20 protein-coding genes are annotated in these 26,579 nt (G+C 71.2%); 9 read left to right on the forward strand and 11 right to left on the reverse strand.

Features of this window, described 5'->3' with window-relative positions; genetic code table 11:
* Positions 1-73 precede the first annotated feature (73 nt).
* Positions 74-664: a TetR/AcrR family transcriptional regulator gene (locus GH747_RS12825; RefSeq protein ID WP_163695570.1), complete on the forward strand. Its 591-nt coding sequence runs from the start codon at positions 74-76 to the stop codon at positions 662-664.
* Between the two features lie 15 nt (positions 665-679).
* Here GH747_RS12825 and GH747_RS12830 read toward each other — a convergent pair whose 3' ends face one another.
* Genes GH747_RS12830 through GH747_RS12840 form a run of 3 tightly spaced genes read right to left on the reverse strand, consistent with a single transcriptional unit; the run spans position 680 to position 3,746 of the window.
* Positions 680-1,465, reverse strand: a complete 786-nt coding sequence (locus tag GH747_RS12830) for an SDR family NAD(P)-dependent oxidoreductase (protein WP_163695573.1) — start codon at positions 1,463-1,465, stop codon at positions 680-682.
* Positions 1,462-2,580: an acyl-CoA dehydrogenase family protein gene (locus GH747_RS12835; protein ID WP_149769957.1), complete on the reverse strand. Its 1,119-nt coding sequence runs from the start codon at positions 2,578-2,580 to the stop codon at positions 1,462-1,464. Before GH747_RS12835 ends, GH747_RS12830 begins: the two co-directional genes overlap by 4 nt.
* Positions 2,577-3,746 (reverse strand): acyl-CoA dehydrogenase family protein, encoded by a 1,170-nt coding sequence (locus GH747_RS12840; protein ID WP_163695576.1) that lies wholly within the window; start codon positions 3,744-3,746, stop codon positions 2,577-2,579. Before GH747_RS12840 ends, GH747_RS12835 begins: the two co-directional genes overlap by 4 nt.
* Positions 3,747-3,839: 93 nt before the next feature.
* On the opposite strand from GH747_RS12840, the gene GH747_RS12845 reads away from it, so the two are divergent.
* The 5 genes from GH747_RS12845 to GH747_RS12865 are packed head-to-tail and all read left to right on the forward strand — an operon-like array spanning position 3,840 to position 13,525.
* Complete coding sequence (locus tag GH747_RS12845; RefSeq protein WP_149769959.1) at positions 3,840-4,898, forward strand: hypothetical protein; 1,059 nt, start codon at positions 3,840-3,842, stop codon at positions 4,896-4,898.
* Positions 4,895-6,988 (forward strand): hydantoinase/oxoprolinase family protein, encoded by a 2,094-nt coding sequence (locus GH747_RS12850; protein WP_149769960.1) that lies wholly within the window; start codon positions 4,895-4,897, stop codon positions 6,986-6,988. Before GH747_RS12845 ends, GH747_RS12850 begins: the two co-directional genes overlap by 4 nt.
* Positions 6,985-9,084 (forward strand): hydantoinase B/oxoprolinase family protein, encoded by a 2,100-nt coding sequence (locus GH747_RS12855; protein WP_149769961.1) that lies wholly within the window; start codon positions 6,985-6,987, stop codon positions 9,082-9,084. The genes GH747_RS12850 and GH747_RS12855 overlap by 4 nt, the downstream gene beginning before the upstream one ends.
* Positions 9,085-9,089: 5 nt before the next feature.
* Complete coding sequence (locus GH747_RS12860) at positions 9,090-11,414, forward strand: hydantoinase B/oxoprolinase family protein (RefSeq protein ID WP_149769962.1); 2,325 nt, start codon at positions 9,090-9,092, stop codon at positions 11,412-11,414.
* Complete coding sequence (locus GH747_RS12865; protein WP_149769963.1) at positions 11,411-13,525, forward strand: hydantoinase/oxoprolinase family protein; 2,115 nt, start codon at positions 11,411-11,413, stop codon at positions 13,523-13,525. The genes GH747_RS12860 and GH747_RS12865 overlap by 4 nt, the downstream gene beginning before the upstream one ends.
* Before the next feature lie 262 nt (positions 13,526-13,787).
* On the opposite strand, the gene GH747_RS12870 is transcribed toward GH747_RS12865, so the two are convergent.
* From GH747_RS12870 to GH747_RS12905, 8 genes are read right to left on the reverse strand one after another with little or no spacing between them, the layout of a single operon-like run.
* Positions 13,788-15,347: an AMP-binding protein gene (locus GH747_RS12870; protein WP_149769964.1), complete on the reverse strand. Its 1,560-nt coding sequence runs from the start codon at positions 15,345-15,347 to the stop codon at positions 13,788-13,790.
* Positions 15,348-15,399: 52 nt separating this feature from the next.
* A complete protein-coding gene (locus GH747_RS12875) occupies positions 15,400-16,224 on the reverse strand; it encodes an enoyl-CoA hydratase/isomerase family protein (protein ID WP_205602922.1) in 825 nt (274 codons plus the stop codon).
* On the reverse strand, positions 16,214-17,320 hold the full coding sequence (locus GH747_RS12880; RefSeq protein WP_149769965.1) for an acyl-CoA dehydrogenase family protein: 1,107 nt from the start codon (positions 17,318-17,320) through the stop codon (positions 16,214-16,216). Before GH747_RS12880 ends, GH747_RS12875 begins: the two co-directional genes overlap by 11 nt.
* Entirely contained in the window at positions 17,317-18,399 is a 1,083-nt protein-coding gene (locus GH747_RS12885) for an acyl-CoA dehydrogenase family protein (protein WP_149769966.1), read from the reverse strand. The genes GH747_RS12880 and GH747_RS12885 overlap by 4 nt, the downstream gene beginning before the upstream one ends.
* A complete protein-coding gene (locus GH747_RS12890) occupies positions 18,396-19,262 on the reverse strand; it encodes an enoyl-CoA hydratase/isomerase family protein (RefSeq protein ID WP_149769967.1) in 867 nt (288 codons plus the stop codon). Before GH747_RS12890 ends, GH747_RS12885 begins: the two co-directional genes overlap by 4 nt.
* Positions 19,259-20,866, reverse strand: coding sequence for an AMP-binding protein (locus tag GH747_RS12895; protein ID WP_149769968.1), 1,608 nt, complete (start codon positions 20,864-20,866; stop codon positions 19,259-19,261). The genes GH747_RS12890 and GH747_RS12895 overlap by 4 nt, the downstream gene beginning before the upstream one ends.
* A gap of 31 nt (positions 20,867-20,897) precedes the next feature.
* Positions 20,898-22,052, reverse strand: a complete 1,155-nt coding sequence (locus GH747_RS12900) for a CaiB/BaiF CoA transferase family protein (protein WP_149769969.1) — start codon at positions 22,050-22,052, stop codon at positions 20,898-20,900.
* The gene (locus tag GH747_RS12905; protein WP_149769970.1) at positions 22,049-23,629 is read right to left on the reverse strand and encodes an AMP-binding protein; all 1,581 of its coding nucleotides are present in this window, start codon (positions 23,627-23,629) and stop codon (positions 22,049-22,051) included. Before GH747_RS12905 ends, GH747_RS12900 begins: the two co-directional genes overlap by 4 nt.
* A gap of 117 nt (positions 23,630-23,746) precedes the next feature.
* Between GH747_RS12905 and GH747_RS12910 the strand changes: the two genes are divergently transcribed.
* The 3 genes from GH747_RS12910 to GH747_RS12920 are packed head-to-tail and all read left to right on the forward strand — an operon-like array spanning position 23,747 to position 26,569.
* Positions 23,747-24,925, forward strand: a complete 1,179-nt coding sequence (locus GH747_RS12910; protein WP_149769971.1) for a thiolase family protein — start codon at positions 23,747-23,749, stop codon at positions 24,923-24,925.
* Positions 24,926-24,929: 4 nt separating this feature from the next.
* Positions 24,930-25,682, forward strand: a complete 753-nt coding sequence (locus GH747_RS12915) for an SDR family oxidoreductase (RefSeq protein ID WP_149769972.1) — start codon at positions 24,930-24,932, stop codon at positions 25,680-25,682.
* The gene (locus GH747_RS12920; protein ID WP_149769973.1) at positions 25,679-26,569 is read left to right on the forward strand and encodes a TIGR03619 family F420-dependent LLM class oxidoreductase; all 891 of its coding nucleotides are present in this window, start codon (positions 25,679-25,681) and stop codon (positions 26,567-26,569) included. Before GH747_RS12915 ends, GH747_RS12920 begins: the two co-directional genes overlap by 4 nt.
* Positions 26,570-26,579: the final 10 nt, after the last annotated feature.

The raw sequence follows: 26,579 nt of genomic DNA on the forward strand, positions 1-26,579 counted from the left end.
GGACGGCGGCGACGAAGCCACCCAGCGCCGCAGCAGCTCGCACATCCACGGTGACATGAAGGAAAGGAACGCCATGCCTCGAGTTTCACGACGTGCCGATGTGCGCTCGACCGCTGCTCAACTGTTCCGTGAGCACGGTTACAACTCCGCGACGATGGACCTCATCGCCGACACCGTGGGACTGAACAAGGGCACGCTCTACCACTACTACCCCTCCAAGAGCGCGATCCTCTACGAGCTGCTGGCCGGCCAGCTCGACACGACGATGGAGCTGCTCGCGAAGGTCCCCGCCGAGGGCACGCCGACAGAGCGGTTCCGCGAGCTCATTCGGTTGGAAGTAGCTCAAGCAGCGGGAGCGTCGGACGAGCTTGTCGTGTTCTTCCAGGAGCTGCCCTGGGTCGAGCGGAATCTCCCCAGCGAGCAGGCGAGCGACGTCCTCCGGCGGGTCGAGAAGTACCGCAGCTTCTCCCAGAAGCTCCTCAAGGAGGGCATCAACGCCGGTGAGTTCCGGCCCGTCAACGTCAGCATCGTCCACTACTCGATCGTCGGCGTCCTCGCGTACATTCCGAACTGGTTCCGTCCGCGCTCCGGACGGGGCAAGGCCTCGCTCGTCGACGAGCTGACGGAGTTCGTCCTGGCAGGGGTGCTCGCGCCCCGAGACTGATCGACAGCCGCAACCTCAGAGCGTCTCCCCGCCGTCGATCGCGATCAGCTCACCCGTGACGAAGCCCGCGGCATCGCCGCAGAGGTACGCGACGAGGTCGGCAAACTCCTCGAGCTCACCGGTCCGCCGCATCGCGACCCGGCTGATCATCTGCTCACGAGCGCGCTCGTTCGCGAACTGCTCTCGCGTCATCTCGGTCTCGAAGTGTCCGGCCGCGACGGCGTTCACGGTGACGCCGTAGCGTCCCCACTCACGCGCGAGCGAGCGCGTCAGCTGAACGAGCGCTCCTTTCGCGGTGTCGTAGCCCACCGTGTACGGCACGGCCCGTCGCACCACGTTGCTGACGACGTTCACGACACGGCCACTGCCCTTCGCGAGCATTCCGGGGCCGAGTGCGCGGAGCATCCGCACGGCACCGCCGAGGTGGACCTCCATCACGTTCGCCCACTCGTCGTCGGCGATCGGCGTGTCGAAGCCCGGGTAGGCGTCCTCGCGACCGGGAAGCGGAACGAACGGCTTGTAGAGGAGGTTGCCGGCGTTGTTCACGAGGATGTCGACCGTCCCGAGCTCGCGCGTGATCGCGTCGCGTGCGGCGTCGACCGCCTCGGTCGAGGTGACGTCGACCGAGAGTCCGAGAGAGCGCACGCCGCAGGCCTTCGCCTCGGCGGCCACGTCGGCGACTTCGTCGAGCGACCGCGCGACCACGGCGACATCGATCCCATCGCGCGCGAGCCGGAGGGCGGTCGCCCGCCCGAGCCCCCGACCGCCTCCAGTAACGACAGCCACCCGCGAGGCGGTCACCACAAGCTGCCTTCGACGGCCTCCCGGCGTACGACCAGGCCCTGGTGGAGCTCGCGCAACCGGGACGATCGCCGCCCCGACCGCAGTTGCATCGCCTTCGCGCGCCGGAAGTGGTGGTGCAGGACGTGCTCGACTGTCGTGCCGACCCCGCCGTGCACCTGTGCCGCCGTGAGCACCACGTCCATGTACGACCTCCCCGCCGCGAACAAAGCCGCCCGCGCGACGGCCGTCTCCTGCGCTCCGGGCAGGGCACGGTTCAGGGCGTCGTCGCAGAGCAGCTGGGCGCCATCCGCGGCGATGACCATCCGCGCCAGGTGATGGCGTACGGCCTGGAACTTCCCGAGGGGCTGCCCGAACTGGTGCCGCTCCAGCGCGTACGTCGCGGAGCGCTCGACGACGTCCTGGGCGCCACCGACCATCGCGCTCGCGCGGAGCAGGTCGGCCCTGGCGAGGGCGTACGCCGCATCCTCCGCGGACAGGTCGGTCGTCCGCACAGCCTCGCTCGGGAGCACCATCCCATCGAGGTCCAGCCGGACCATCCGCTCGTTGTCGATGCTCGGGACGTCGACCGCCCGCTCCCCGAAGGAGTCCGCGGTCACGACGGCGCCGAGCCAGCCCCGCTCGACGGTCGGCAGCACGAGCACAACCCACTCGGCCTGCGCGAGCCACTCGACGACCACCGGCGGGCCGCTGAGGGCGAAACCGTCCGCCACGGACTCGGCCATCACCGTCCTGTCCGGGGGCGCGACGAGGGTCGCGATCGCGCCACCGACGATGCCGGCCAGCACGTCGTCGTACGTCTTGTCGGCAGCGATCGCGTCGAGGACCGTCGCCGACCGCAGCGTCTGCAGCAGCGGGCTCGCGTACGCCGCGCGCCCGCACTCGCGTGTGATGAGTGCCGCGTCGACGAGCGTGCCGTCGGCGCCGCCGACCCGTGCCGGCAGGTGGACGCTGCTCCAGCCGAGGTCGCGCATGCGGCCCCACCGAGACGCCTCGAATCCCGTCGGGGACTCCTCCTGCTCGTTGAGGTAGGTGTTGTCGACGAAGTCACGAAGGAACGCTCGCGCGGTCGCCTGGACCTGCGTCTCCTCCTCCGAGAGCGTGAACGCGGTCATCGCGGCATCCCCAGACCCTGGTTGGCGATCATGTCGAGCTGGATCTCGTTGGTGCCCCCGCCGAAGCGCCACACCGGCGACGACTGCAGGCCGTGCTCGAGGTGGCCGTGCGCCGGGGCGTACGGCGAACCGTGCGCGATCGCGCCCTCCTCGCCGATCAGGTCCAGTCCCGTGTTGCAGATGCGCTGGCGAAGCTCGCCCCACCAGATCTTGTTGGCCGACGCCTCGGCGACCGGCACCTTCCCGTCGGCCAGCATGCTCGCCCCCCGCAGCGCGAAGAGGCGGCAGATCTCGACGTCCACGGCGTGCTCTCCCATGCGTTCCTGGAGGGCGTACGCGTCCGCGCTCTCGCCCTCGAGGAGACCCTGCTCTCGCGCCCAGTCTGCGAGCTGCTCCAGCTCCCAGCGGGGTTCGTTGTGGAAGAACATCCGCTCGAAGTTGAGAGCGCAGACGATCGCGGCCCAGCCCTCGTTCTCCTCGCCGATGCGCTGCGACGCAGGGATTCGGACGTCGTCGAGGTAGACCGACGTCGTCCGCTCCCCACCCTGGGTGACGATCGGGGTGACCGTGATGCCGGGCGCGTCCATCGGCACGATGAACAGGCTGACGCCGCGGTGGCGGTCCTCCTGCTTGCCCGTCCGCGCTGCCAGCCAGTAGTGGGTGGCGACGTGCCCACCGGTGGTCCAGAGCTTCTGCCCGTTGACGACGTACTCGTCGCCGTCGCGGACGGCCCGCGTCCGCAGCGACGCGAGGTCGCTGCCGGCGTCGGGCTCGCTGTAGCCGATCGCGAACACCAGCTCGCCGTTGATGATCCGCGGCAGGTAGTCGGCCTTCTGCTCCTCGGTCCCGGTCAGCATGAGCGTGGGGCCGATGACGTTGAGGGTGAGCAGGCCGTTGGGGAGCCGGCGGCTGTAGAGCTCCTCGGCGAACAGCCAGTGCTCGATCTCGGTGCGACCCTGCCCGCCGTACTCGGTCGGCCAGGAGACGCCCAGCCACCCGTCAGCGGCGAGCTGGCGCAGGAACCGGCGTCCGTGCTCGCGTGGCTGCATCGGATCAGCGATGTTCTCCGCCCGGGTCGACTCGACGAGCTCGGGATCGAGCCCGTCGAGGTAGGACCTCAGCTCGGCGAGGAAGGACCGCTGATCGGGGCCAAGGACGGTCTTCACATGTGCCTCCACGGCTGCTCGACTACCGCCCTCAGGCTAGAGGCGTCACGAAGGTCTAGTCAACCAACTGGTCGGTTGTGTAGTGTCCGCCGGGTGAGCGACCGTGACTTCCACCACATCACTCCGGCCGAGATCGCCTGGCACAGCGAGCTCGGGAAGAACGACCCGGACTTCGTCGACCTGTTCTGGCTCGACGCAGGCCTCGACAACGGCTGGCAGGTCGGTGTCGGCTTCTACCGCTCCCGCCCCCACGACGGCGGTCGACCGGCGATCACGCTCAACCTCGTACGGCCGGGCGAGGAGTTCGTCGAGGTCCACGAGACGTTTGCAGCCGACGCCTTCGCGCCGGCGGAGTTCGGCGGGCAGTGGGGTGACGCCAACGTCCTCGTCGGCACCTTCGACTCCCGCGGGAGGCCGGAGTCGATTCGCCTGTCGGTCGCCGTCGGCGGCGTGCGGGTCGATCTCTCCGGCGCGGTGGTCTGCTCCGGGGTGAAGTTCACGTCCGCGACACCGGGCTACACGCACTACCGCGAGGAGACGGGGACGGCGGTCGGCTGGTGGCCGGTCGCTCCCCGCGTGGACGTCGTCGGCCGCATCACGGTCGACGGCGACGACGTCGAGGTGAAGGGCACCGCTCACCTGGAGAAGCAGCTGTCGTCACTCCCGCTGGCGGGCGAGGCTGGCGCCCCTTCGGCCCAGTCCATGTGGACGTGGGGCCACTTCACCTGCGGCGACTACACCGGGATCTGGACGGACTCAGCCGCCTCCGAGCAGCTCGGCTACCGGCACTTCACGCCCTTCGTGCTCTACCGCGGGAGCGAGCCCGTCCTGAGCACCTTCGCGTTCTCCAGCAACGTCGAGCGCTTCGTGACGGAACCGGACACGGCGCTCCCCCGCCCGCAGGTCGTCACCCTGAAGGCGTCCGACGGACACCGGGACTTCTTCGCCCGCCTCGTCGACGGCCGGGTCAGCGACCAGTTCGAGCTCAACGGCGTCGCCGGGGCCTACTACTGCCGCCAGGTCGGTCGCATCGAGGCAGAGATCCACCACTGGGGCGCGCGTACCCGCATCGACGGCGAGGTCGTCCACGAGTGGGGCACGCAGGCCGGCAACTTCCCGTTCGCACGCTCGCGCAGAGGAGACGACGAATGACCATTCTCGACACGGAACACGGGACACAACCACCGGGGAGCACGTGCATCGGCGTCGACGTCGGCGGCACGTTCACCGACGCGATTCTGTCCGACGGTACGACGGTGTGGCGCGCCAAGGCCCCGAGCACGCCCGGCGACCTCGGGGCCGGCGTGCTCGACGCCTGCGAGCGGGTGGCCGAGCGGGCCGGCACCACGCTCGACGCGCTCCTCCCGAGCGTCGCCCGGTTCGGGCTCGGCACGACCGCGGTGACCAACGCCATCGCCTCGCGTACCGGTCGTCGCCTCGGGCTCGTGACCACGCAGGGCTTCGAGGACCTGGTCCCCATGGCCCGGGCGATGCGCACCCACGTCGACGGCTGGCTGACCACCCCCGATTCCCTGGTCGACCGGGAACGCATCCGCGGTGTCCGCGAGCGCGTCGACCGCACGGGCACCGTGCTCACTGCGCTCGATCCGGCCGACGTCGTCGCCGAGGTCCAGTGGCTCGTGGACCACCACCAGATCGAGGGTCTGACCGTCTCCTTCCTGTGGTCGTGCGTCAACGACGCCCACGAGAGCGCGGCCGTCGCGGCGGTCCGTGAGCGCTTCCCCGACCTGCCCCTCACCTCCGGGGCGGAGCTGCTGCCCGTGGTCAAGGAGTTCGAGCGCACCCAGTTCGCCCTGCTCAACGCGTACACCGGCGGCGCACTCGACGGCGTCGACACGCTCGCCGCCGAGCTCGCCGCGCGAGGCCTGCGGGTGTCACCGCTGCTCGTGCACTCCGGCGGCGGGTCGATCAGCGTGGCCGAAGGCCGGAACGTCCCTGCCACCATGGCCGAGTCCGGACCCGCCGCCGGTGTCATCGCCGCCCAGGCCATCTGCGCCGCCACCGGGGTCAGCAACGCCGTCACCGGCGACGTCGGCGGCACGTCCTTCGACGTCTCGTTCATCTCCGACGGCGTGGCGTCACGGCGCAGCACCGGTGAGCTGATGGGGATCTGGACCGCATTGCCGATGATCGACATCAACTCGATCGGCACCGGCGGCGGGTCCATCGGCTGGGTGGACTCGCTCAACATCCTGCGTGTCGGGCCGCGCTCGGCCGGCGCGAACCCCGGCCCCGCCTGCTACGGCCGGGGTGGCTCGGAACCGACGGTCACGGATGCGCTAGTGGTGCTCGGCTATATCGACCCCGCCCAGTTCCTCGGCGGCACGATGACCCTCGACAGCGATGCCGCTATGGCGGCCTGCGAGACGCTGGCCGGGCAGCTGGGGATGAGCGCGGTCGAGGCCGCGTGGGGGATCTGGGAGGTCGCCAAGTCCAGCATGACCCGCGCGCTGCGAGCCCGGTTCGCCGAGCAGGGCGTCGACCAGCGCGAGTTCTCGCTGATCACGATGGGCGGCTGCGGAGCACTGTCGAGCGCAGAGATCGCCCACGAGCTCGGGCTGCGCGGAGTCGTCGTCCCCGAGCTCGCCTCCGTCCTGTCCGCGTTCGGCGCCGCAACGTCGGACGTACGCCGCGAGCGCAGCCGCGCGGTGTCGGTCCTGCTCCCCGACGGCAGCGACGTGCTGGCGCAGACCGCCAAGGAGCTGGCCGACGAGGTCCGCGCCGACCTCGCGGCCGACGAGGTACCCGACGAGGACGTCACGATCGGGCTGATCGCGGACGTACGGTTCTTCCGTCAGCACTACGAGCTGCAGATCCCGTGGGACGGCGGCCTCGACGAGGACGGTCAGGCCGCACTGGTCAAGCGGTTCACGAGCGAGTACGTCTCGCGGTACGGCTCCGGCGCCGTGTCCACCGGTGCGCCGGTCGAGCTCGTCACGCTGCGGGCGTATGGCCTCGGTGCGACCGTACGCGCGTCCCTGGCCCAGTACGACGACGGTCCCGGCGGAGTACCCGAACCCAGCGGCGAGCGCCTGATACACCTCACCCGCGGCAGCGAGCCCACCTCCGTACCCACCGTCGTCGGCGACACCCTGCAGCCCGGGCACCGCCTCACGGGTCCGGCCGTCATCGACGCCGCCGACACCACGATCTGGATCCCCGAGACCTTCACCGCCACCGTCGACTCCTACCGCAACCTGCACCTGGAGGCAGCGAAATGACCCTCACCGACCACCGGACGGCGTCCGACCCGATCGCCCTGGAAGTGTTGCGCTCCCGCCTGCAGGCCGTGGCCGAGGAGGGCGCGATCACCATCGAGCGCACCGCGATCAGCCCTATCATCATCGAGAGCCGCGACTACTCCTGCACGCTTCTGGAGGCGGACGGCTCGATGATGGTGGCCGGCGGCGCCATCTCGCACCACTTCGGCATCTGCGGCCCGGCCGTCCACGTCACGATGGCGAGCCACGGCACCATCTCCCCCGGGGACGTCTTCCTGTCGAACGACCCGTACAACGGGGGTGGACTGCACCCGCAGGACGTCGTCGTGCAGATGCCGGTGTTCCACGGCGACACGCTGATCGCGTGGGTGGTGAACTCCGGCCACCTCATCGACCTCGGCGGCATGGTATTCGGCTCGTGGACCCCCGCGGCGACCGAGTGCTACCAGGAGGCGCTGCGGTTCCCGCCCGTACGCCTGTTCCGGGCGGGCGTCGAGCAGCCCGACGTGTGGGGCATCCTGCGGACCAACGTGCGTCAGGCCGACATGGTCGAGATGGACATGCGAAGCCTGGTGGCCGGCTGCCAGGTTGCCGCGGACAAGCTCGTCGCCATCGCCGACAGCATGGGGACGGAGGGGTTCGTCGACAGAGTCGCCGAACTGCGGCGTCTGGCCGAGGCCGAGATGCGCCGCCGCATCGGCCAGCTCGCCGACGGCGAGTACCGCTACGACATGTGGGTGGAGTGGCACGACGAGCTGTACGAGGTGCCGACCCGGATGACCGTGCGCGGCGACGAGCTGGTCTTCGACTTCGAGGGAGCCCCGCCGCAGGCCGACCACTTCTTCAACACGCAACCGCACATCGTGACCGCGGGCGTCGTCGGCGACATCTCCGACGTGCTCACGTACGACCTGCCACTGAACGAGGGCATGTTCGCGCCGGTCACGGTGAACTGTCCGAAGGGCACGATCATGCACAGCGCGCCGCCGGCACCGGTGGCCTCCGCACACTGCGACGTCGCCCTCGCGGCGTCCACCGCGGCCACCGAGTGCGTGATGATGGCGATCGCCGCCTCCGACGAGAGCGAGGTCGCACACCTCGCGACCGGCCCGATCGCGTCGACCACGCTGGCGATCCAGATCTGGGCGTACGTCGGACCCGCCGGCCCCGACGGCTGGATGATGCTCGACGGCGCGATGGGCGGGGCCGCTGCGGCTCACGACCACGACGGCATCGACCTGTCCAACTTCATGGTGTCGCGCGCGCAGATCATGGAGGCGAGCGACGTCGAGTCGCTGGAATCCGCGTACCCCATGCTCGTCGACTTCAAGCGGGCCCGCGGTGGCGCGTTCGGCGAGGGCACGTTCCGCAGCGGCGGCGGCGCCCACATGCAGCTGCGGCCGCACGGCATCCCCCAGATCGTCGGGCAGTGCCTGGCGATCCGCGAGGACATCCCGCTCAACGGTGCGGCCGGGGGCTTCCCGGGCGGGGTGTGCGAGTTCACGCTGCACCTCGCCGACGGCACCAGCGACACGCTGCCGGGCAAGAGCAGCGACGTGGTGCTCGCCGAGGGCGACGCGGTCGAGTTCGCGTTGGCCACGGCGGGCGGCTACGGCGACCCGCTGGACCGGGAGCCGGACAGGGTCGCTCGCGACGTACGGTGTCATCGCATCACGACCGAGGTGGCGCTGACGTCGTACGGCGTCGTCGTCGAGGACGGCCTGCCCGACCTCGACGCCACCGCGCGACGACGCGAGCAGATCCGGGCGGAGCGGCTCGCGGCAGCCCAGCCGGCGACGAAGCCGGTAACCGGACCCGCGCGGGCGGGCGACCTCGAGCAGGCGCCGTACCCGCTGTTCGTCGGCGTCCAGCGGCGCGGCGCGACCGCGGTCGCCGCGCAGAGCGGAGCGCTCCTCGCGCACGCGCCGGACTCCTGGACCGACGGGTGCCCGACGCTGGAACGCCAGGTCGCCCCCGCCATCATCGAGCGCACGTACCTCGATCCGCAGACGGGACGCACCTTGCTGGTCGAGGCAGTCCCGTCAGGGTCGCCGCTCAGCATCGCGGCCCAGCCCGACCACTGGACGAAGGCGTGACGGCGATGACCACCGTCCACACCGACGATCTGGACGCGTACGACGACATCGTGTGGGACGGGGTGCAGCACAGCTACCGCCCCTCTCCCGACTGGCGGGACCGGGTCTCCTCGACGCTCGCGATCGACACGGCTGCCGACGAGGACCTCGATCCCGTGACGTTCGAGGTCCTCCGCAACCGGCTGTGGACGCTGAACCTCGCCCACGGCGACACGCTCTCGCGGATGTCGGGCTCACCGATCTTCCAGGCGCTCGACTTCAACATGTCGATCCTCACCGAGGACGGCGAGATCGTGATGGGCGCGCCGTTCATCCAGTACCTCAACACCGGCTCGCCGCTGATGATCCGCTACCTGATGGAGCGACTGAGCGAGAACCCCGGCATCGAGGAGGGCGACATCTTCCTCGCCAGCGACCCGTGGATCGGCGCCTCGCACCAGATGGACGTCTGCATCGCGGCGCCGGTGTTCGTCGACGGCAAGCTGTTCGCGTGGGTGTCCAACGCCGCGCAGCAGTACGACCTGGGCGGCATCGTGCCTGGCGGATGGCCGCAGAACGCACCCGACATCTTCAGCGACCCGATCATCTTCCGACCGTTCAAGCTGGTCGAGCAGGGCGTGCTTCGGCCCGATCTCGAGGAGATGTTCCGACGGCAGTCACGCCTCCCGGACATGGTGGCCCTCGACCTGCGTGCCCAGCTCGCCGGGTGCCGGTTCGCGGCACAACGGCTGCAGGAGACGTGCGAGGAGTTCGGAGCCTCGACCGTCAAGGCGGCGATGCGGAGCATTCTCGACAACGCCCAGGCGGCGTTCGCGCGCAAGCTCGAGCGTGTCCCGGACTGCACGCTCAGCGACGTCCTCTACTTCGACGAGTTGATGCCCGGCGACCGGACGACGCACCGCGTGCAGTTCAACGTCACCAAGCGCGGGTCACGTCTGATCATCGACAACGTCGGCACCGACCCCCAGGTCGACGGGCCGATCGGCTTCACGTACATGAACTTCGCCGGCATCGTGCTCGGCGTCGTCGGCCAGACCATGCTCCACGAGCACACGTTCTCGGTCGGAGGAGCGGAGCGGCAGATCGACTTCCGCCCGCGCCCCGGGACACTGAGCTGCGTCGACTACCCCGCCGCCGTCAGCGGCAGCGTGCTCAACGTCAGCAGCGCGTACATGCGGCTGCACAACGTGTTCTCCCGCCTGATGGCCTGCGACCCGCAGCTCAAGGAGGACCTGGTCGTCTCCGGCCCCGACGTCCCGCTGACCGTGATCGCGGGAGCCGACGAAGGCGGTCGTGTGTTCGGTACGGCGCTGACCGAGGCCTCCGGCTTCGGCGGCGGCGCGCGGTCGCACTCCGACGGGGTCGACACCAGCGGGGCCTCGTACATCCCGCTCATCCGGATGCCGAACATCGAGGCGAGCGAGCAGTTCTACCCGATGCTCGTGATGTATCGCAGAGCGGCACCCGACAGCGGCGGCGCCGGGCGGTGGCGCGGCGGCGTCGGCATGGAGGTGGCGATCACCCCGTACCACGCGGCCGCGATCGACATCGTCACCAACGCCGGCGGGCAGGGCGTCTCGACCAACCAGGCCGTCGGGGTCTTCGGGGGTCTCCCGTCGCCGACGGCCCGGTACGAAGTGCTGGCCGGCACCGACATCCGTGACCGCTGGACCGACGGCGAGATGCCGCGGGACGTCGCCGAGCTGACGCGACGCGAGGCCCAAACGCTGCGCGGCAAGTCCAACGGGACCCCGCTGAACGCCGACGACGTACTGCTGCTCGTCGTGTGCGGCGGCGGTGGGTATGGCGACCCGCTCGACCGCGAGCCCGAGCGCATCGCGGACGACGTGGCGCAGGGACGGGTCTCGGTCGAGGCAGCCGCCGCGCTGTACGGCGTGGTGCTGGACGGCGACGCCGTGGATGCGGGGGCGACCGGCGTACGGCGTACGGAGGTCCGCGCCGAGCGGGCGACGTGGCGACCTGCGGCCGAGGTCTTCGAGGGCACGGCCCCGTACGACGTCGCGTCGGCGACGGCCGAGCCGGCGGTCTCGGTCCACGAGTACGTCGTCGCCCGGGACGACGGCGAGCGCCGTGTGCTCGCGTGCGCGACGTGCAACCACGTCCTGTCTGACTACCGCGACAACTACAAGCGTGGGTTGCTCGTCGACCAGACCGGCGTCGACGTCCTCCCCCGGGTCGACGATCCTCGCGCCTTCCTCGACGAGGACATGGTCCTGCGGCGCTACTGCTGCCCGGGCTGCCAGACGCTGATGACGATCGAGATCGCTCGCGCGAGCGAGCCGATGCTGACGGAGGTGGTGTTCCGATGACCGGCCGCTACGTGATCGGTGTCGACATCGGTGGCACGTTCACCGACTGCGTGCTCCTCGACGACGAGGGCCGGATCGCGATCGGCAAGGCGCCGTCGACCCCGCCGGACTTCCACGAGGGGTTCCTCGCCGCGATCGAGGTCGCGGCGGCCCGGATCGGGATCGGTGCCGAGGTGCTGATCGGCCAAGCGCGCGCGATCGTGCACGGCTGCACGGTCGCGACGAACGCGCTGGTCGAGAAGCGGACGTCGCGGACGGCGCTCCTCACCACCGCCGGGCACGGCGACACGCTGTCCTTCATGCAGGCGGGGCACCGGCTCGCCGGGCTCGATGCCCGCCAGATCGCCCGTCTGGCGGGGCACACCAAGCCCGAGGCGCTGATCCCGAAGTCCCTCGTGGTCGAGGTCGACGAGCGCGTCGCCGCCGACGGGTCGGTGATCGTGGCGCTCGACGAGGACCGCGTACGGGACCAGGTCAGGGCACTGGTGGCCGACGGGGTGGAGGCCTTCGCGGTCACCTTCTTGTGGTCGACCGCGAACGACCGGCACGAGCGGCTCCTCGGTCGCATCATCAGCGAGGAGGCGCCTGACGCGTTCCTGTCGCTCAGCTGCGAGGTCAGTCCGCGTCCGGGTGAGTACCAGCGCAGCGTCGCGACCGCGATCAACGCCATGATCGGCCCGGTCACCAGCACCTACCTGCAGCAGCTCACCGCGCGGCTGCAGGCGTTGGGCTACACGGGCGAGCTCGCCGTGATGAGCTGCACCGGCGGCCTGATCGACGCCGCGCGCGCGAGCCGCCTCCCGCTGCTCACCATCGGCTCCGGACCGGTGGCCGGGCTGATCGGCGCCGGCAAGCTGGCGCAGGCGATGGGCGGTGGGACCGCCGCGGACGACGGCAACGTGCTCACGGGCGACATGGGCGGGACGACGTTCGACGTCGGCGTCATCCGTCGCGGGCAGCCCGTCACGCGGAGCGAGACCCGCTATGGACAGTACGAGTACTTCGTCCCCACGCTCGACGTCCGCTCGGTCGGCTCGGGTGGCGGCAGCATCGTCGCGTACGACGAGGAGACCGCGAGCCTTCGCGTCGGTCCGCAGAGCGCGGGCGCCGTCCCCGGCCCGGCGGCGTACCTGCGCGGCGGCGAGAAGGCCACCGTCACCGATGCCGACCTCGTGCTCGGCTACCTCAACCCGGAGTACTTCCTCGGTGGTGACATCGCCCTCGGCACCCAGGCCGCCCGCGACGCACTGGAGCGCGCCGGCAGCCCGCTCGGATTCACCGCCGAGCAGACGGCCGCCGCGGCCGCCCGGATCGTCGACGACCAGATGGCCGACGCGATCCGGCTCTCGAGCATCCAGCAGGGGTACGATCCGCGCTCGTGCGTGATGTACGCGTACGGCGGCGCGGGCGCCGTGCACTGCCCGCAGGTCGCGCGCAGTCTCGGGATCCGGACCCTCGTCATCCCGCTCGGCGACCTCGCGGCGGGCTGGTCGGCCTTCGGCGTCGCGTCGTCCGACGCAATGCTGGTGCAGGACATGCCGCTGGTCCTCGCATCGCCCTTCGATCCGGACGCGCTCAACAACGCGTGGAAACAGCTCGAGGAGGAGGTTCGCGCAGCGATGCCGGAGGGGATGCGCGACGCGAACCCGGTCCTCGAACGCTCCGCCGAGATGCGTTTCACGATGCAGGTCAACCAGATCCGCATCCCGGCGCCCGACGGCGTCTACGGCCCCGACGAGGTCACGCAGCTGGTGGCGGCGTTCGAGGAGGAGTACGAGCGCCTGTACGGGCAGGGCAGCGGCTACCCCGTGGCGGGGTTCATGGTCACGTCGCTGCGGGTCAGCGCCCGGGCACAGATGGCGGCCGCGGAGCTGACCGCGCGCGGTGACGGCGTACCGCACGACGTCGCACCCGCCGGCGAGCGCGACGTGATCTGGTACGAGCTCGGACCGGACCCGGTGCGTACGCCGGTGTACCGCGGCTCGGAGTTCACCTCCGGCTCCCGCGTCGTCGGGCCTGCGATCGTCGAGTTCGTCGACACCACGCTCGTCCTGCGGCAGGGACAGCGTGCGATCGTCGACACCTACGACAGCATCGTGATCGAGACCTGAGCCTCCTCCGCCGCCTCCGCGCCGCGGCGCCGCGCTCCCACCTCCCCCGTCTCCCCCGCCTCCCCCGTTTGCGGTGCTACCACCTGAAATGCCGGGACCCCACCGCGAATTTGCGGTGGGGTCCCGGCGTTTGCGGTGCTAGCACCGCAAACGCGTGGGCCGAGGGACGGCGAGGCAAACGCGTGGGCCGAGGGACGGCGAGGCAAACGCGCGGGCCGAGGGACGGCGAGGCAAACGCGTGGGCGGAGGGACGGCGAGGCGCTCAGGGAGCGGAGTACGCCGCGCGGAGCTCGCGCTTCAAGATCTTCGCCGCCGCCGACATCGGGAGGGGGTCCGTACGGAGCTCGACCGACTTCGGTGCCTTGTACGCCGCGATCTTCGCGCGGACGTGGTCGATCAGCTCCTGCTCGGTCACCTCCTCACCAGGCCGCACCATGACGACCGCGTGCACCGCCTCGCCCCACGTCGAGGACGGGACGCCGATGACCGCGACCTGCGCGACCGCCGGGTGGGTGGAGAGGGCGTTCTCGACCTCGATCGAGTACACGTTCTCGCCGCCGGTGACGATCATGTCCTTCAGTCGGTCGGTGACGTACAGGTAGCCCTCGTCGTCGAGGCGACCCATGTCGCCCGTGTAGTACCAGCCGTCGCGCAGCACCTGCGCGGTCTCCTCGGGCAGGTTCCAGTAGCCCGTCATGGCGGCACCCGACTGGACCACGATCTCCCCGACCTCGCCCGTCGGCGTCACCTGCCCGGAGACCGGGTCGCAGATCCGGAGGCGTACGCCCGGCAGCGCACGCCCCGCTGACCGCGTGCGTCCGCCACCGGCACGGTGGTCGGCGGGCGTGAGCGCCGTGAGGACGGCAGCCATCTCGGTCATCCCGTAGATCTGGAAGAGCTCGCTGTGCGGGAACGCCTCCCCGAGGCGACGCATCAGGTCGTCCGGCATCGGCGAGCCGCCGTACGCGATGGCACGCACCGACGCCACCTTCTCGGGCGTGAAGTCAGGGTGCGCCATCACCATCGCGAGCATCATCGAGACGACTCCGAGCCGCGTGACCTTGTGCTTCTCGATCGCGGCGAGGGCCGTGCCCGGGTCGAAGCGCGGCAGGATCACGACGCGGCTCCCGGCAGCGGGCATCCCCATCAGCCCGAGGCAGCCGGCGACGTGGAACATCGGGGTGTTCATGAGGAAGACGTCGTCGACGCCGAAGTAGCGGTACGCGAAGTCCATGCGATAGACCGTGAGCGCCTCTGCACGGTGGGTCAGCTGCACGCCCTTGGGCTTGCCGGACGTGCCGCCGGTGTACATCAGCACGGCGATCGCGTCCTCATCCGGCTCGGCGTGGTCCGCAGGAGCGTGTGCCGCCAGCAGGTCCTCGTACCGCAGATCATGGGCGCCGTCGCCGTCGTCCATGAGCACGACCGTACGAAGGGCCGTGGTGTCGCGGAGCTTCTCGACGACCGGTGCGTACGTGCTGTCGACGAAGATCGTCTCGACCTGCGAGTCGTTGAGGATGTAGTCCAGCTCCGGCACGGCCAGGCGCGCGTTCAGCGGGTTGATGACCCCCGCCCCGAAGAGCGCAGCGTGCCACAGCTCGAGGTAGCGGTGGCTGTTGTCGGCGATCACCGCGAACCGGTCCTGCGGCCCGAGGCCGAGCCCTTCCGCGAGCGCCCGCTTCAGCCGCAGCACGCGGTCGAGATGCTGCGCGAAGGTCGCCTCGTACGAGGTGCCGTCGTCGTACTCGGCGATCACCGCCAGGTTGTCCGGAACCCGCTCGACCGTCGGCACGAGCAGACGCGGGAACACCAGCTCCTTCATCGCGGACAAACCACCATCTGAACCACTCCCTCTCTCTCCTCCGTAGAGGCTGTCATGACTGCCACCGAGGCGGACGCCGTTCGGCGAACGCGCGCGGACCTTCCTGCGAGTCCGGGTGGTCCCAGTGCGCCTGGACGGCCTCCCACCCGCGCTCCATCGCCGGCCGCACGACCTGCGCCTCGAACGCACGGAGCGCGCGGCGCGTGGCGGCGACGGCAGCCGGCGAACCGCTGACGACCAGCTCGGCCAGCGCGTACGCCCGTGCGTCCAGCGCGTCGGACGGGACGACCTCGGTCACCAGGTCGACTGCCATCGCCTCCGCCGCGGTCAGCCGCTCGCCCTTGCCCAGCAGCGCCAGCCGCATCAGGCGCGGCAGGGGGACGCGCAGCGCGAGCGACACCGGCTCCAGCGCGCTCACCTGCCCCACACTCACGTGCGGGTCGACGAACGAGGCGGCCTCGCTGGCGATCGCGATGTCGGCGTCGGCCACGAAGTGCAGGCCTCCCCCCGCGCAGACACCGTTGACCGCGACGATGACCGGCACCTCGAGGTGCGGGCCCGGGAGGAACGAGAGCTCGGCCTCGACGCCCTCACCACGTGGTCTGCGCTCCGCGGCGAGGTCGGAGACCTCCGCGCCCGCGCAGAACCCGCGCCCCGCACCGGTCAGCACCACCGCCCGGATCGAACGATCGGCCGCAGCCCTCTGCCACAGCTCGGTCAGCTCCTGGGTCATGGCCCAGTCGAACGCGTTGAGCTGGTCGGGGCGGTTGAGGCGTACGCCAAGGACCTCGCCACGCCTCTCGACCTCGATCGTCTCGTACGACACTCGTCGTTCCTCTCGTGCGGGCTCCTCGCGGACGGGCAGGTCAGCGGTCACGGGGCAGTCCGAGCACGCGCTCGCCGATGATGTTGCGCTGCACCTCGGAGGTGCCGCCGTAGATCGTCGCGCCGAGCGACTCGACGCGGTCCTCCATCAGCTGGGCGTCGAGCAGGCCGTCCACGCCGGTGGACTCCATCGCGAAGCGCGTCGCCCGCTGGGCGGCCTCGGAGCCGAGCAGCTTCAGGATGAAGAACTCGTCGGGGTCCCGGCCCGACAACCGTCCGAAGACCGTCCGCAGTCCGGTGAACCGCACGGCCTCCGCGTCGGCGAGGATGCGGCCCAGCTCGGTCAGCGCATCGTCGCCGAGGTCGGGACGACGCAGCGCCGGCTCGACCGCCTGGGCGATCTCGACCCAGTTGTTCACCCAGATCATGTCGCGCTCGTGCTCGAGACTCTCCGACGCGACGCGCCACCCGCCGTTCAGCGGGCCGAGCAGGTTGTCGGCGGGGATGCGCACGTCGTCGAGGAAGACCTCGCAGAACGCGTCGACGGACTGCGCGGCACGCGGGATCGGGCGTACGTCCACGCCGGGACTGCGGAGGTCGAGGATCAGGCACGAGATCCCCGCATGCGGTCGAGCCGCGTCGGGATCGGTGCGGACGTACAACGTCGCCCAGCGCGACTCGCGTGCCTGCGTGGTCCAGATCTTCGACCCGTTGACCACGAAGACGTCCCCCTCGCGCCGCGCCTGCGTCCGCAACGACGCAAGGTCGGAGCCGGAACCCGGCTCGGACATGCCCAGCGCCCACCACTCGTCGCCCCGCAGCACCGGCCGCAGGAGACGGTCCTGCTGCGCCGGCGTGCCGAAGCGCCGCAGGCCGGGTGCCACGACGCCGACCCCCTGGACGTTGTGGATCTTGGGGACCCTGCGTCGTGCGCCTTCGACCCGTACGGCGAGCGCGTCGCCGGACGACAGACCCTGGCCTCCGAGGCCAGGCTCCCAGTCGGGCACCAGCCAGCCTGCCTCGAACGAGGCGACCTGGAACTCCGTACGGAGGTGGTCGTCGTGGCGGTAGTGGTCGACCCGCGCGGCGTAGTCCTCGGGAAGTGCCTCTCCGAGGAACCGGTCGTACGCGGCCAGCACGTCGCTCATCGGTGGTCCTCCCTGCGGACGAGGGCCGCCGCCCGGTAGCAGTCCGCTGCGGACCCGAGGAACGGTGCGGTCTGCTGAGCACGGCGGAAGTAGAGGTGGGCATCGGCCTCGAACGTCATGCCCATGGCGCCGAGCACCTGCACGTACGCCCGGGTGGAGTCCACTGCAGCGTCGGTCGCGGCGGCCTTCGCGAGGAGCGCCAGCTCGGCCGCCGACAGGTCGCTGGTCCCGTCGCTCGCGAGGGCGACCGCGGCAGCCCGGGTGAGCGACCGCGCGCGCTCGACCGCCACGTACACGTCGGCGAGCCGGTGCTTGATCCCCTGGAACGCACCGATCCGCTTGCCGAACTGCTCGCGCTCGAGCGCGTGCCGGACCGCGCGGTCGAGCGCGGTCGCGCCGACGCCGGTGAGGTCGGCAGCGAGCACGGTCCGTGCCGGCGCGAGGACGGCGTCGACGTCGGTCCGTCCGTCGGCCAGCACGGTCTCGCTGAGCCTCGTACGGTCGAGAACCGCGGTCGGTCGCCCGGGGTCGACGTGGCGGTGAACGGCCGTGACCGCGTCCGAGACGTCGGCGACCGACACCCTCACCGCGGCACCGCGGACGTCGACCAGCACGACCTCGTCCGCCAGCGCCCCGTCGAGCACGACGAGCTCGTCCGTCCCGTCCACGACGGCGAGCGCCGCACGGCGCTCGGAGGAGACCTCGTACGCGCGGCCTTCCGACGGCCGGCCCGCGTGCGCCACGGTCTGCCACGCCGTCACGGTGCTCACCAGCGGCAGGGGGACCAGTGCCGGCCCTGCGGCCTCGACCATCGCGACGGCGTCCACGATCGACCCGGCGCCGCCCATCGCCTCCGGGAGGCCGATCACCGGGTAGTCGGCGGCCGCGATCTCGCGCCAGGCCTCCGCAGGCTGGGCTGCATCGAAGCAGGCGCGGGCCGCATCCGGTCCGAACCGCGCGCCCAGGTGCGCACGGACCGAAGCCGCGAACTCGGCGCGCTCGTCGGAGTCGACGAGGTCGCGCCACCGGCTCGGGTCGGTGTGCACACGGGAGGCGGTCGTCGTGCTCACCGCGCTCACCCCGCCTTCTCCGACAGCCGGCGCGACAGCCGGGCGAAGGCCGCATGCGTGTCGGGGTGGTCGAAGAGCACGAGCTGGGCCGCGTGCTCCTCGCGGAGCTGCTCGACCATCGTGCTGGTCATCGAGCGGCGCAGGACCCGCTTCGCGGCGCGCAGGCCCAGCGGAGGCATGGAGGCGACGCGCTCGGCCAGCGTCATCGCCGCGTCGAGAGCCCGGCCTTCGGCAGAGATCCGGTTGACCAGCCCGATCTCCTTGGCCTCGACGGCGTCGACCAGCCGCCCGGTGAACAGCAGGTCCGCCGCGAGGGACAGGCCCGTCACCCGCGGAAGGAGAAGGCTGATCCCCAGCTCGGGCGCGAGGCCGATCGGCGCGAACCCGGCCCCCAGCCGCGCGGCCGGGTCGGCCACGATGAGGTCGTGCAGCAGCGCGATGCCGAAGCCTCCACCGACCGCCACGCCGCTCACCGCCGCGATCGTCGGCTTCTCGAGCCGCCAGATCTTCTCGGTCCACCGACCGGCGTTGCCGAGGTCGTCGAGGCTCCGCTCGTACGCCGTCAGATCGGGGAGGCCCTTCCGACCCCCGAGGCTGGTGCCCGACAGGATCTCGCGCGCGCTGGCGTCCCCCGCGCCGCCGAGGTCGGCAGCGTCGGCGCCGACGCAGAACGTGGACCCCGCCCCGGTCGTCACGACCACGCGTACGGAGTCGTCCGCGGCCGCTTCGGCGAACGCCTCGGCGATGCCCTCCAGCATCGTGCCGCCGATCGCGTTGTGCCGGTCCGGGCGGTTCAACGTCACGACCATGACGCCGCCCTGGCGCTCGACCAGGACGTCGGGCGCCGTCGCGCCGCCCCCGTTCCCGCTCACGCGCGGACCCGATCCGTACGGCCGCGGCGTGTCGCCACCAGTCCGAGCGCGGTCAGGTCCCACATGGTGTCGCTCACGCCTTCGTCGCGGAGCACGTGCTTCATCACCCGGCTCAACGCGTTGACCGGCAGCGCGTCGCGGACGTCCACGTAGCGGGGGACCGCGAAGTAGGGCAGCCGTGCCTCGGCGAAGTCGAAGAGCTCCTCCGGTGTCAGCGTGCCCGCGAGCACGAGGCTGGCCTTGATCTCCTCCTCACCGACCTCCGACGGGACGCTGGAGACAGCGACGTCCTGGATCGCCGGGTGTGCGCGCAAGACACCCTCGACCGCGAGCGCCGACACGTTCTCGCCGCGCCTGCGGATGACGTCCTTCTTGCGGTCCACGAACGTCACGCACCCGTTCTCGTCCATCCGCCCGTGGTCACCGGTGTGGTGCCACAGGCTCGACCAGGTGTCGACGGTGGTCTCGGGCTTGTTCCAGTAGCCGCTGTACATCACGTGCGGCTCGCGGGGGCGTACGACGATCTCACCCGCCTCCCCCAGCGGCACCTCGTTGTCCTGGTCGTCGACGATGCGGACCTCGATCAGCGGTGAGACCTGGCCGGACGTCGCCCGGTCGCGCGGGCCGCCCGGGTCGGTGTTCGTGATCGGGACGCACTCGGTCTGCCCGTAGCCCTCCGACATCACCGGCGTGCCGAACCGCTCCTCGAAGGCGCGCTGGTCGTCCTGCCCCATCGGCACCCACACCGCCAGGCGGAACGGGTGCGCGGCGTCGTCGGGGCGCTCGGGCTGCGCGAGCAGCATCTGCCCCATCGGGCCGACGCCGACGAGCATCGTCGCCTCGTCCGCCGCCGCCTCGGCCAGGAACGTCGAGGCGTGGAACTCCGGCGCGATGCTGATCGTCGCGTCGTTGACCAGCGCGGACATGAACGCGACCATCTGGCCACTCGTGTGGAACATCGGGAAGCCCGTGAACATCCGGTCACCGGGGACCACCCACCGGCGCATCCCGTACGCCCGCCCGACGGCGGTGTAGTAGCCGGTGCTGAGCAGGCAGCCCTTCGCCGCGGCGGTGGTGCCGGAGGTGTACATGATCGAGACGATGTCGCCCGGCGCCGACTCCCGCGCGTGGGTCTCGTACGCGGTGAGCAGCTCGCCGTACGGGACTGCACCGGGCTCCGGGTCGTCGACGAGGACCCGATGGCGTACGGGCGTCGCGGCGAGCAGCCCGCGCGCGGCCTCGTACCCGGCGGCGTCGGCGACGAGGATCTCGGCCCCGCAGTCGTTCAGCTGGTACTCGAGGAAGTCGCCCTTGAGGTAGTAGTTCAGCGGCACCTGGACCGCGCCGAGCCTGTCGACCGCGAAGAGGAGCTCCACGGTCTCGATCCGGTTCGGCAGGATCGTCGCCACCTTGTCGCCTGAGCCGACGCCGAGCGACGCCAGTCCGGTCGCGAGCCGGTCGGCACGCTCGTCCAGGGCGGCAGCGGAGATCCAGTCGCCGCCGCACCGGACGAACGGCGCGGCGGGCTCGCGGTCCAGCCGGCGCTGGAACGCCGCCGAGATGGTCCGGGTGGCGAAGCGCTCCTCGGTTCCTGCACTGCTCACGGTCTCTCCCTCGTTTCGATCAGGTCCGACGTCAGGCGACGTCGCCCGACGCCTTCAAGCGCGCCACGGCACCCGGATCGACGCCCCACTCGGTCAGGACGTCGTCGGTGTGCTCGCCCGGGCGGGGCGGAGGTCCCGCGATCTGCCCCGGCGTGCGCCCGAAGCGCGGCGCCGGGCTGGGCTGCACGAGGCCGTTGCTCGTCGTGAACGTCTCGCGGGCCACGTGGTGCGGGTGGTCGGGTGCCTCCCACGGCGACAGCACCGGCGCGACGCACGCCTCAGCGGAGTCGAGCAGGGCGGCCCACTCGTCACGCGTGCGTGTCTTGAACGTGGCGGCGAGCTCCTTGCGCAGGCTCTCCCACGCTTCCTCGTCGCCCTGGTCTCGCGGGTCGAACGACAGCCCGAGCGTCGTGACCAGGTTCGCGAAGAACTTCGGCTCCATCGCGCCGACCGCGACCCACCGCCCGTCGGACGTCTCGTACGTCTCGTAGTACGGGGTGCCCGTGTCGAGGAGGTTCTTGCCGCGCTCCTCGCCCCACATCCCCGCCGCACGCATCCCGTACAGGAATCCGCCGAGCACCGCGGAGCCGTCGATCATCGCCGCGTCCACGACCTGCCCGCGCCCGGACGTCGCCCGCTCCGCCAGGGCGGCGCAGACCCCGAGCGCGAGGAACATGCCGCCCGCGCCGAAGTCGCCCACGTAGGTGAGCGGGGGCACGGGCGCCTCGCCGTCGCGGCCGATCGACCAGAGCGCGCCCGACAGCGCGATGTAGTTGATGTCGTGCCCGGCGTACGGCGCCCACGGACCGTCCTGCCCGTAGCCCGTCACCCGGCCGTACACGAGCCTGGGGTTGCGCTCCAGGCAGGTGTCGGGGCCGAGGCCGAGGCGCTCCATCACGCCGGGGCGGAACCCCTCGATCAGGACGTCAGCCTGCTCGACCATCGCCAGGACGAGAGCGACACCGTCGGGGCTCTTGAGGTTGACTCCGACCGAGCGCCGGCCACGTCCGAGCACGTCGACGGGAGGCGGACCCTCGCGTCCGGGGGCGACGTTCTCGACCCGGTCGACACGCACGACGTCCGCGCCGTAGTCGCTCAAGATCATCCCCGCGAACGGGCCGGGGCCGAGCCCCTGGATCTCCAGCACCTTCACGCCCGCCAGCGGGCCACTGCGTCCGTCGCTCATCGGCGCTCGCTCCTGCCCACGGACAGCCCGAGCGTGAGGAAGTCGACCGTCTCCGGGGTGTCCCAGTCGGCGCGGAGCTTGTGCTTGAGGATGCGTCCCATCGCGTTCACCGGCAAGGCATCGATGACCTCGACGTACCGCGGGATCGCGTAGTACGGCAGGTGCTCGCGGAAGTAGCCGAACATCTCCGTCGGGTCGAACGTGCACCCGTCCTCGAGCACCAGGCAGGCCTTGATCTCGTCCTCGGACAGCTCTGACGGCACGGCGTGCACGGCGACCTGCGCGATGCCGGGGTGCTGGACCAGCGCGACCTCGAGCTCGACCGACGACACGTTCTCGCCGCGTCGCCGCAGCGCGTCCTTCAAGCGATCGACGAAGTAGAGCATCCCGTCGTCGTCGAAGCGGCCCATGTCGCCCGTGTGGTGCCACAGGTTGCGCCACGCGTCGAGCGTCGCGTCCTCCTTGCGCCAGTAGCCGGAGAAGATCGAGTGCGGTTCGCGCGGGCGTACGACGATCTCACCGGTCTCCCCCACGGGAAGCACGCGGTCGTCGCCGTCCACGACCTGGACGTCGAGCCACGGCAGCGCCTTGCCGCAGCTGGGTTGGTCGCGCCCGGGGCGCACGCCGCCCATCGTCGCGGGCAGCACCTCGGTCTGGCCGTAGCCTTCCGCCAGCACGTCGACGCCGAACCGCTCCTCGAACGCGTGCTGCGCCTGCGGCGCCATCGGGATGAAGACGGCCCGCTCGATCGTGTGGTCGCGGTCGGCGTCCGACGGCGGCGTCGCCAGCAGCGCCGCACCGATCGCTCCGACCGCCCAGAGCTGCGTCGCCCCGACCTCGCACGCCCGGGAGATCAGCGTGGACGCGCTGAACGCCGACTCGAAGTCCACACGGCACCCGGCGACCAACGCGTCCATGAGGGAGCTCAGACCGAAGCCGTGGTAGAGCGGCAGCGTCGTGATCGAGGTGTCCGTCGGCTTGAACCAGTCGAACATCATGTGGGCCTTCGGCATGTGCAGGAAGTAGCCCTGGTCGATCATGCAGCCCTTGGGGAGCCCGGTCGTGCCGGACGTGTAGAGGATGCTGAGCAGCGAGTCGGGAGTCGGCTCCTCCCACGCGCGCTCTCCCGCGACGTAGAGGTCGGCGAGCCGAGGCGTGCTGCCATCGCCCTCGTCGAGCGCGATCAACGTCGTCGCGATGCCGGAGGCAGCGATCAGCTTCTTCGTGGCGTCGAAGGCCTCCTGGTCGACGATCAGCACCGACGGGTCGGAGTCGGCGATCTGGTAGCGCAGGAACTCGCCCTTGAGGAAGACGTGGAGGGGCACCTGGACGGCACCCAGCTCGGCGCAGGCGAAGAAGAGCTCGACCGCCTCGCGCCGGTTCGCCATGATCGAGGCAACCCGGTCACCCGGTCGTACGCCGAGCCGGTGGAGCCCGTACGCCAGCCGTCGTGCGGCGTCCTGGACCTCCTTGACCGTGATCCATACGCCGTCGACGCCGGCCAGGTGCGCGCTCGGGTCGACCTCGACCCGCTGCGCCAGCCTCGCGGGCAGAATGCCCGCCTCGGTGTTCGTCACATCGTCTCCCTACCAGACCGACCAGTTGGTGGGTTACGCTACCGCAACAAGACCTCCCGGGCTAGGCCCGAGCAGCTGCGCAGACCCCACCGATCGACCGAAGAACGAGGAGCGGTGATGACCTTCACCCCGACCCCCAGCGACCGCGACGCCGTCGTCGTCGCGGCCGTCCGTACGCCCGTCGGACGGCGGGGCGGCGGCCTCTCCGGGACGCACGCCATCGACCTGTCCGCGCACGTGCTGACGGCGCTGCAGGAGCGGACGGGGATCGATCCGGCCGAGGTCGACGACGTCGTCTGGGGCTGCGTTCACCAGGTGGGCGAACAGGGCATCAACATCGGCCGCAACGCCGTGCTGTCCGCCGGGTGGCCCGAGTCCGTGCCCGCGACGACCCTCGACCGTCAGTGCGGCTCGTCGCAGCAGGCGGTGCACTTCGCGGCGGCCGGACTGGTTGCCGGGCACTACGACCTGGTCGTCGCCGGCGGGGTCGAGATGATGTCGCGGGTCCCGATGGGGTCCACGCTCGGCGAAGGCCTCGGCGAGCCGATGACGGCGGCGATGCGGGATCGGTACGGCGTCGACCAGTTCAACCAGGGCCTCGGCGCCGAGATGATGGCCGAGCGGTGGGGATTGTCGCGGACCCAGCTCGACGAGTTCGCCCTCCGCTCCCACGAGCTCGCCGCCAAGGCGGCCGCCGGAGGTGTGTTCGACGACGAGATCGTCGCAGTGCCGCGACCGGACGACGACCCCGTGAGCGCGGACGAAGGGATCCGGCTCGGTGGCACGCTCGAGTCGCTCGGCGCGATCCGTCCGGCGTTCAAGCCCGACGGCATGATCCACGCGGGCAACGCGTCGCAGATCAGCGACGGTGCGGCGGCGCTGCTGCTCGCGACACCCGCCAAGGCCGCCGAGCTCGGCCTGACGCCGATGGCCCGCATCCACACGAGCGTGCTCGCCGGCGACGACCCGGTGATGATGCTCGGTGCCCCCATTCCGGCGACGCGCAAGGCGCTGGCACGATCGGGCCTCGGGGTCGGCGACATCGGCTGCTTCGAGGTCAACGAGGCGTTCGCGCCCGTCCCGCTCGCCTGGCTGGCCGAGACCGGGGCCGACCTCGAGGCACTCAACCCCAACGGCGGCGCGATCGCGCTCGGCCACCCTCTTGGCGCGTCGGGGGCGCGGATCATGACGACACTTCTGCACCACCTGCGGCGTACCGGCACGCGGTACGGCCTGCAGACCATGTGCGAGGGCGGCGGGATGGCGAACGCCACCATCGTCGAGCTCCTGGACTGAGCGGATGGGCGAGCACGCTGGGCGAGTCGCGATCGTCACCGGCGGCTCGCGCGGGATCGGCAGGGCGATCGCGCGCCGACTCGTCGACGCCGGGGCCTACGTCACGATCACCGGCCGCAAGGCAGACGGCCTCGCCGCCGCCGCGGCGGAGCTCGGTGAGCGCTGTACGCCCGTCGTCTGCCACGCCGCGGACACCGAGTCCGCGGCCGCCTGCGTCCGCGCGACCGCCGACGCCCACGGCAGCATCGACCTCCTCGTCAACAACGCCGCCGTCAATCCGCAGTGGGGTCCGTCGCTGGACGTCGAGGCTCCGGCGGCCGCGAAGATGGCCGAGGTCAACCTCTGGGCACCGCTGGCGTGGTCCCGCCTGGCGTACGAGGCGGGGATGCGGGAGCACGGCGGCTCGATCGTCAACATCACCTCGATCGGCGGGCTCGTGGCGTCGCCCAACACCGGCTACTACAACGCGACCAAGGCGGCGCTCACCCACCTCACCCGCGAGCTGGCGCTCGAGCTCGCCCCACGGGTCCGCGTCAACGCGGTCGCGCCCGGCCTGATCGCCACGGAGATGGCCGCGCAGATCCCGGTCGACGACCGCGCAGCGTTGACGGCGCAGGTCCCGCTCGCCCGCCTCGGGACGCCCGAGGACGTCGCGGCAGCGGTGTCGTTCCTCCTGTCGAGCGACTCCGCCTGGATCACCGGCGCGGTCCTGGTCGTCGACGGCGGCGCACGGCACGACCGGGGAGGTCATGGATGAGGGTCGGGCTGGCACCCCCGAACTACGCGCGCTGGTTCGACGGCGCGACCGTCGCCGAGGTCTGTCGCCACGCCGAGGAGGCCGGGTTCGACAGCCTCTGGTTCGGCGACCACGTCGCGATCCCGCAGGATCAGGCCGACGTGTTCGGCAACGCGTACCTCGACGTCTTCCCCCTGCTCGGCCACGTGGCCGCGCTCACCGAGCGGGTCCGCCTCGGGACCAACGTGCTCGTCGCGCCGTACCGCAACCCCGTCGTCACCGCCAAGGAGGTGGCGACGGTCGACCGGCTCTCGGACGGACGGGTCGTCCTCGGCGTCGGAGTCGGACACGTTCGCGGCGAGTTCGAGGCACTGGGCGTCCCGTTCGACGAGCGCGGGCGAAGGACGGACGAGTACCTGCGCGCGATGCGCGCGCTGTGGGAGCAGGACGTCGCGTCGTACGAGGGAGAGTGGGTGCGCTTCCGCGACCTGTGCCCGCTGACCCGCCCCGTGCAGCAGCCGCTGCCCGTGCTCATCGGCGGCGACGGCCCCCGGTCGATGCGCCGCGCCCTCGAGCACGACGCCGGCTGGGCGCCCGGCCAGGGCACGATCGAGCAGCTGGCGGCGAAGGTCGCCCAGCTCCGCACGCTCGCCGCCGAGGTGGGCAAACCGTGTCCGACGATCGTCGCGCGCTGGCTCGTCCACCCGGTCGAGGACGGCGCGCCACGGCCCCCGATCCCGCACCGCGGCGAGCTCCGGCGCCCCAGGCTCGAGAAGGCCGAGGCCCGCGAACAGCTCGCCCGGATCGCCGAGCTCGGCGTCAGCGAGCTCATCGTCGACATCCCGGCGCGCCACGAGACGTACCACCGCAACATCGACCTCATCGCCGAGCACGTCCTCGCCGGTTGAGCCTCGACCC

The sequence above is a fragment of the Mumia xiangluensis genome, from assembly GCF_010994095.1.
Classification (GTDB): Bacteria; Actinomycetota; Actinomycetes; order Propionibacteriales; family Nocardioidaceae; genus Mumia; species Mumia xiangluensis.

Coding starts and splice junctions, on each gene's coding strand:
- GH747_RS12825 (WP_163695570.1), top strand. CDS start 74: ATGCCTCGAGTTTCACGACGTGCCGATGTGCGCTCGACCGCTGCTCAA.
- GH747_RS12835 (WP_149769957.1), bottom strand. CDS start 2,580: ATGACCGCGTTCACGCTCTCGGAGGAGGAGACGCAGGTCCAGGCGACC.
- GH747_RS12850 (WP_149769960.1), top strand. CDS start 4,895: ATGACCATTCTCGACACGGAACACGGGACACAACCACCGGGGAGCACG.
- GH747_RS12855 (WP_149769961.1), top strand. CDS start 6,985: ATGACCCTCACCGACCACCGGACGGCGTCCGACCCGATCGCCCTGGAA.
- GH747_RS12860 (WP_149769962.1), top strand. CDS start 9,090: ATGACCACCGTCCACACCGACGATCTGGACGCGTACGACGACATCGTG.
- GH747_RS12865 (WP_149769963.1), top strand. CDS start 11,411: ATGACCGGCCGCTACGTGATCGGTGTCGACATCGGTGGCACGTTCACC.
- GH747_RS12870 (WP_149769964.1), bottom strand. CDS start 15,347: ATGAAGGAGCTGGTGTTCCCGCGTCTGCTCGTGCCGACGGTCGAGCGG.
- GH747_RS12880 (WP_149769965.1), bottom strand. CDS start 17,320: ATGAGCGACGTGCTGGCCGCGTACGACCGGTTCCTCGGAGAGGCACTT.
- GH747_RS12900 (WP_149769969.1), bottom strand. CDS start 22,052: ATGAGCGACGGACGCAGTGGCCCGCTGGCGGGCGTGAAGGTGCTGGAG.
- GH747_RS12910 (WP_149769971.1), top strand. CDS start 23,747: ATGACCTTCACCCCGACCCCCAGCGACCGCGACGCCGTCGTCGTCGCG.
- GH747_RS12915 (WP_149769972.1), top strand. CDS start 24,930: ATGGGCGAGCACGCTGGGCGAGTCGCGATCGTCACCGGCGGCTCGCGC.
- GH747_RS12920 (WP_149769973.1), top strand. CDS start 25,679: ATGAGGGTCGGGCTGGCACCCCCGAACTACGCGCGCTGGTTCGACGGC.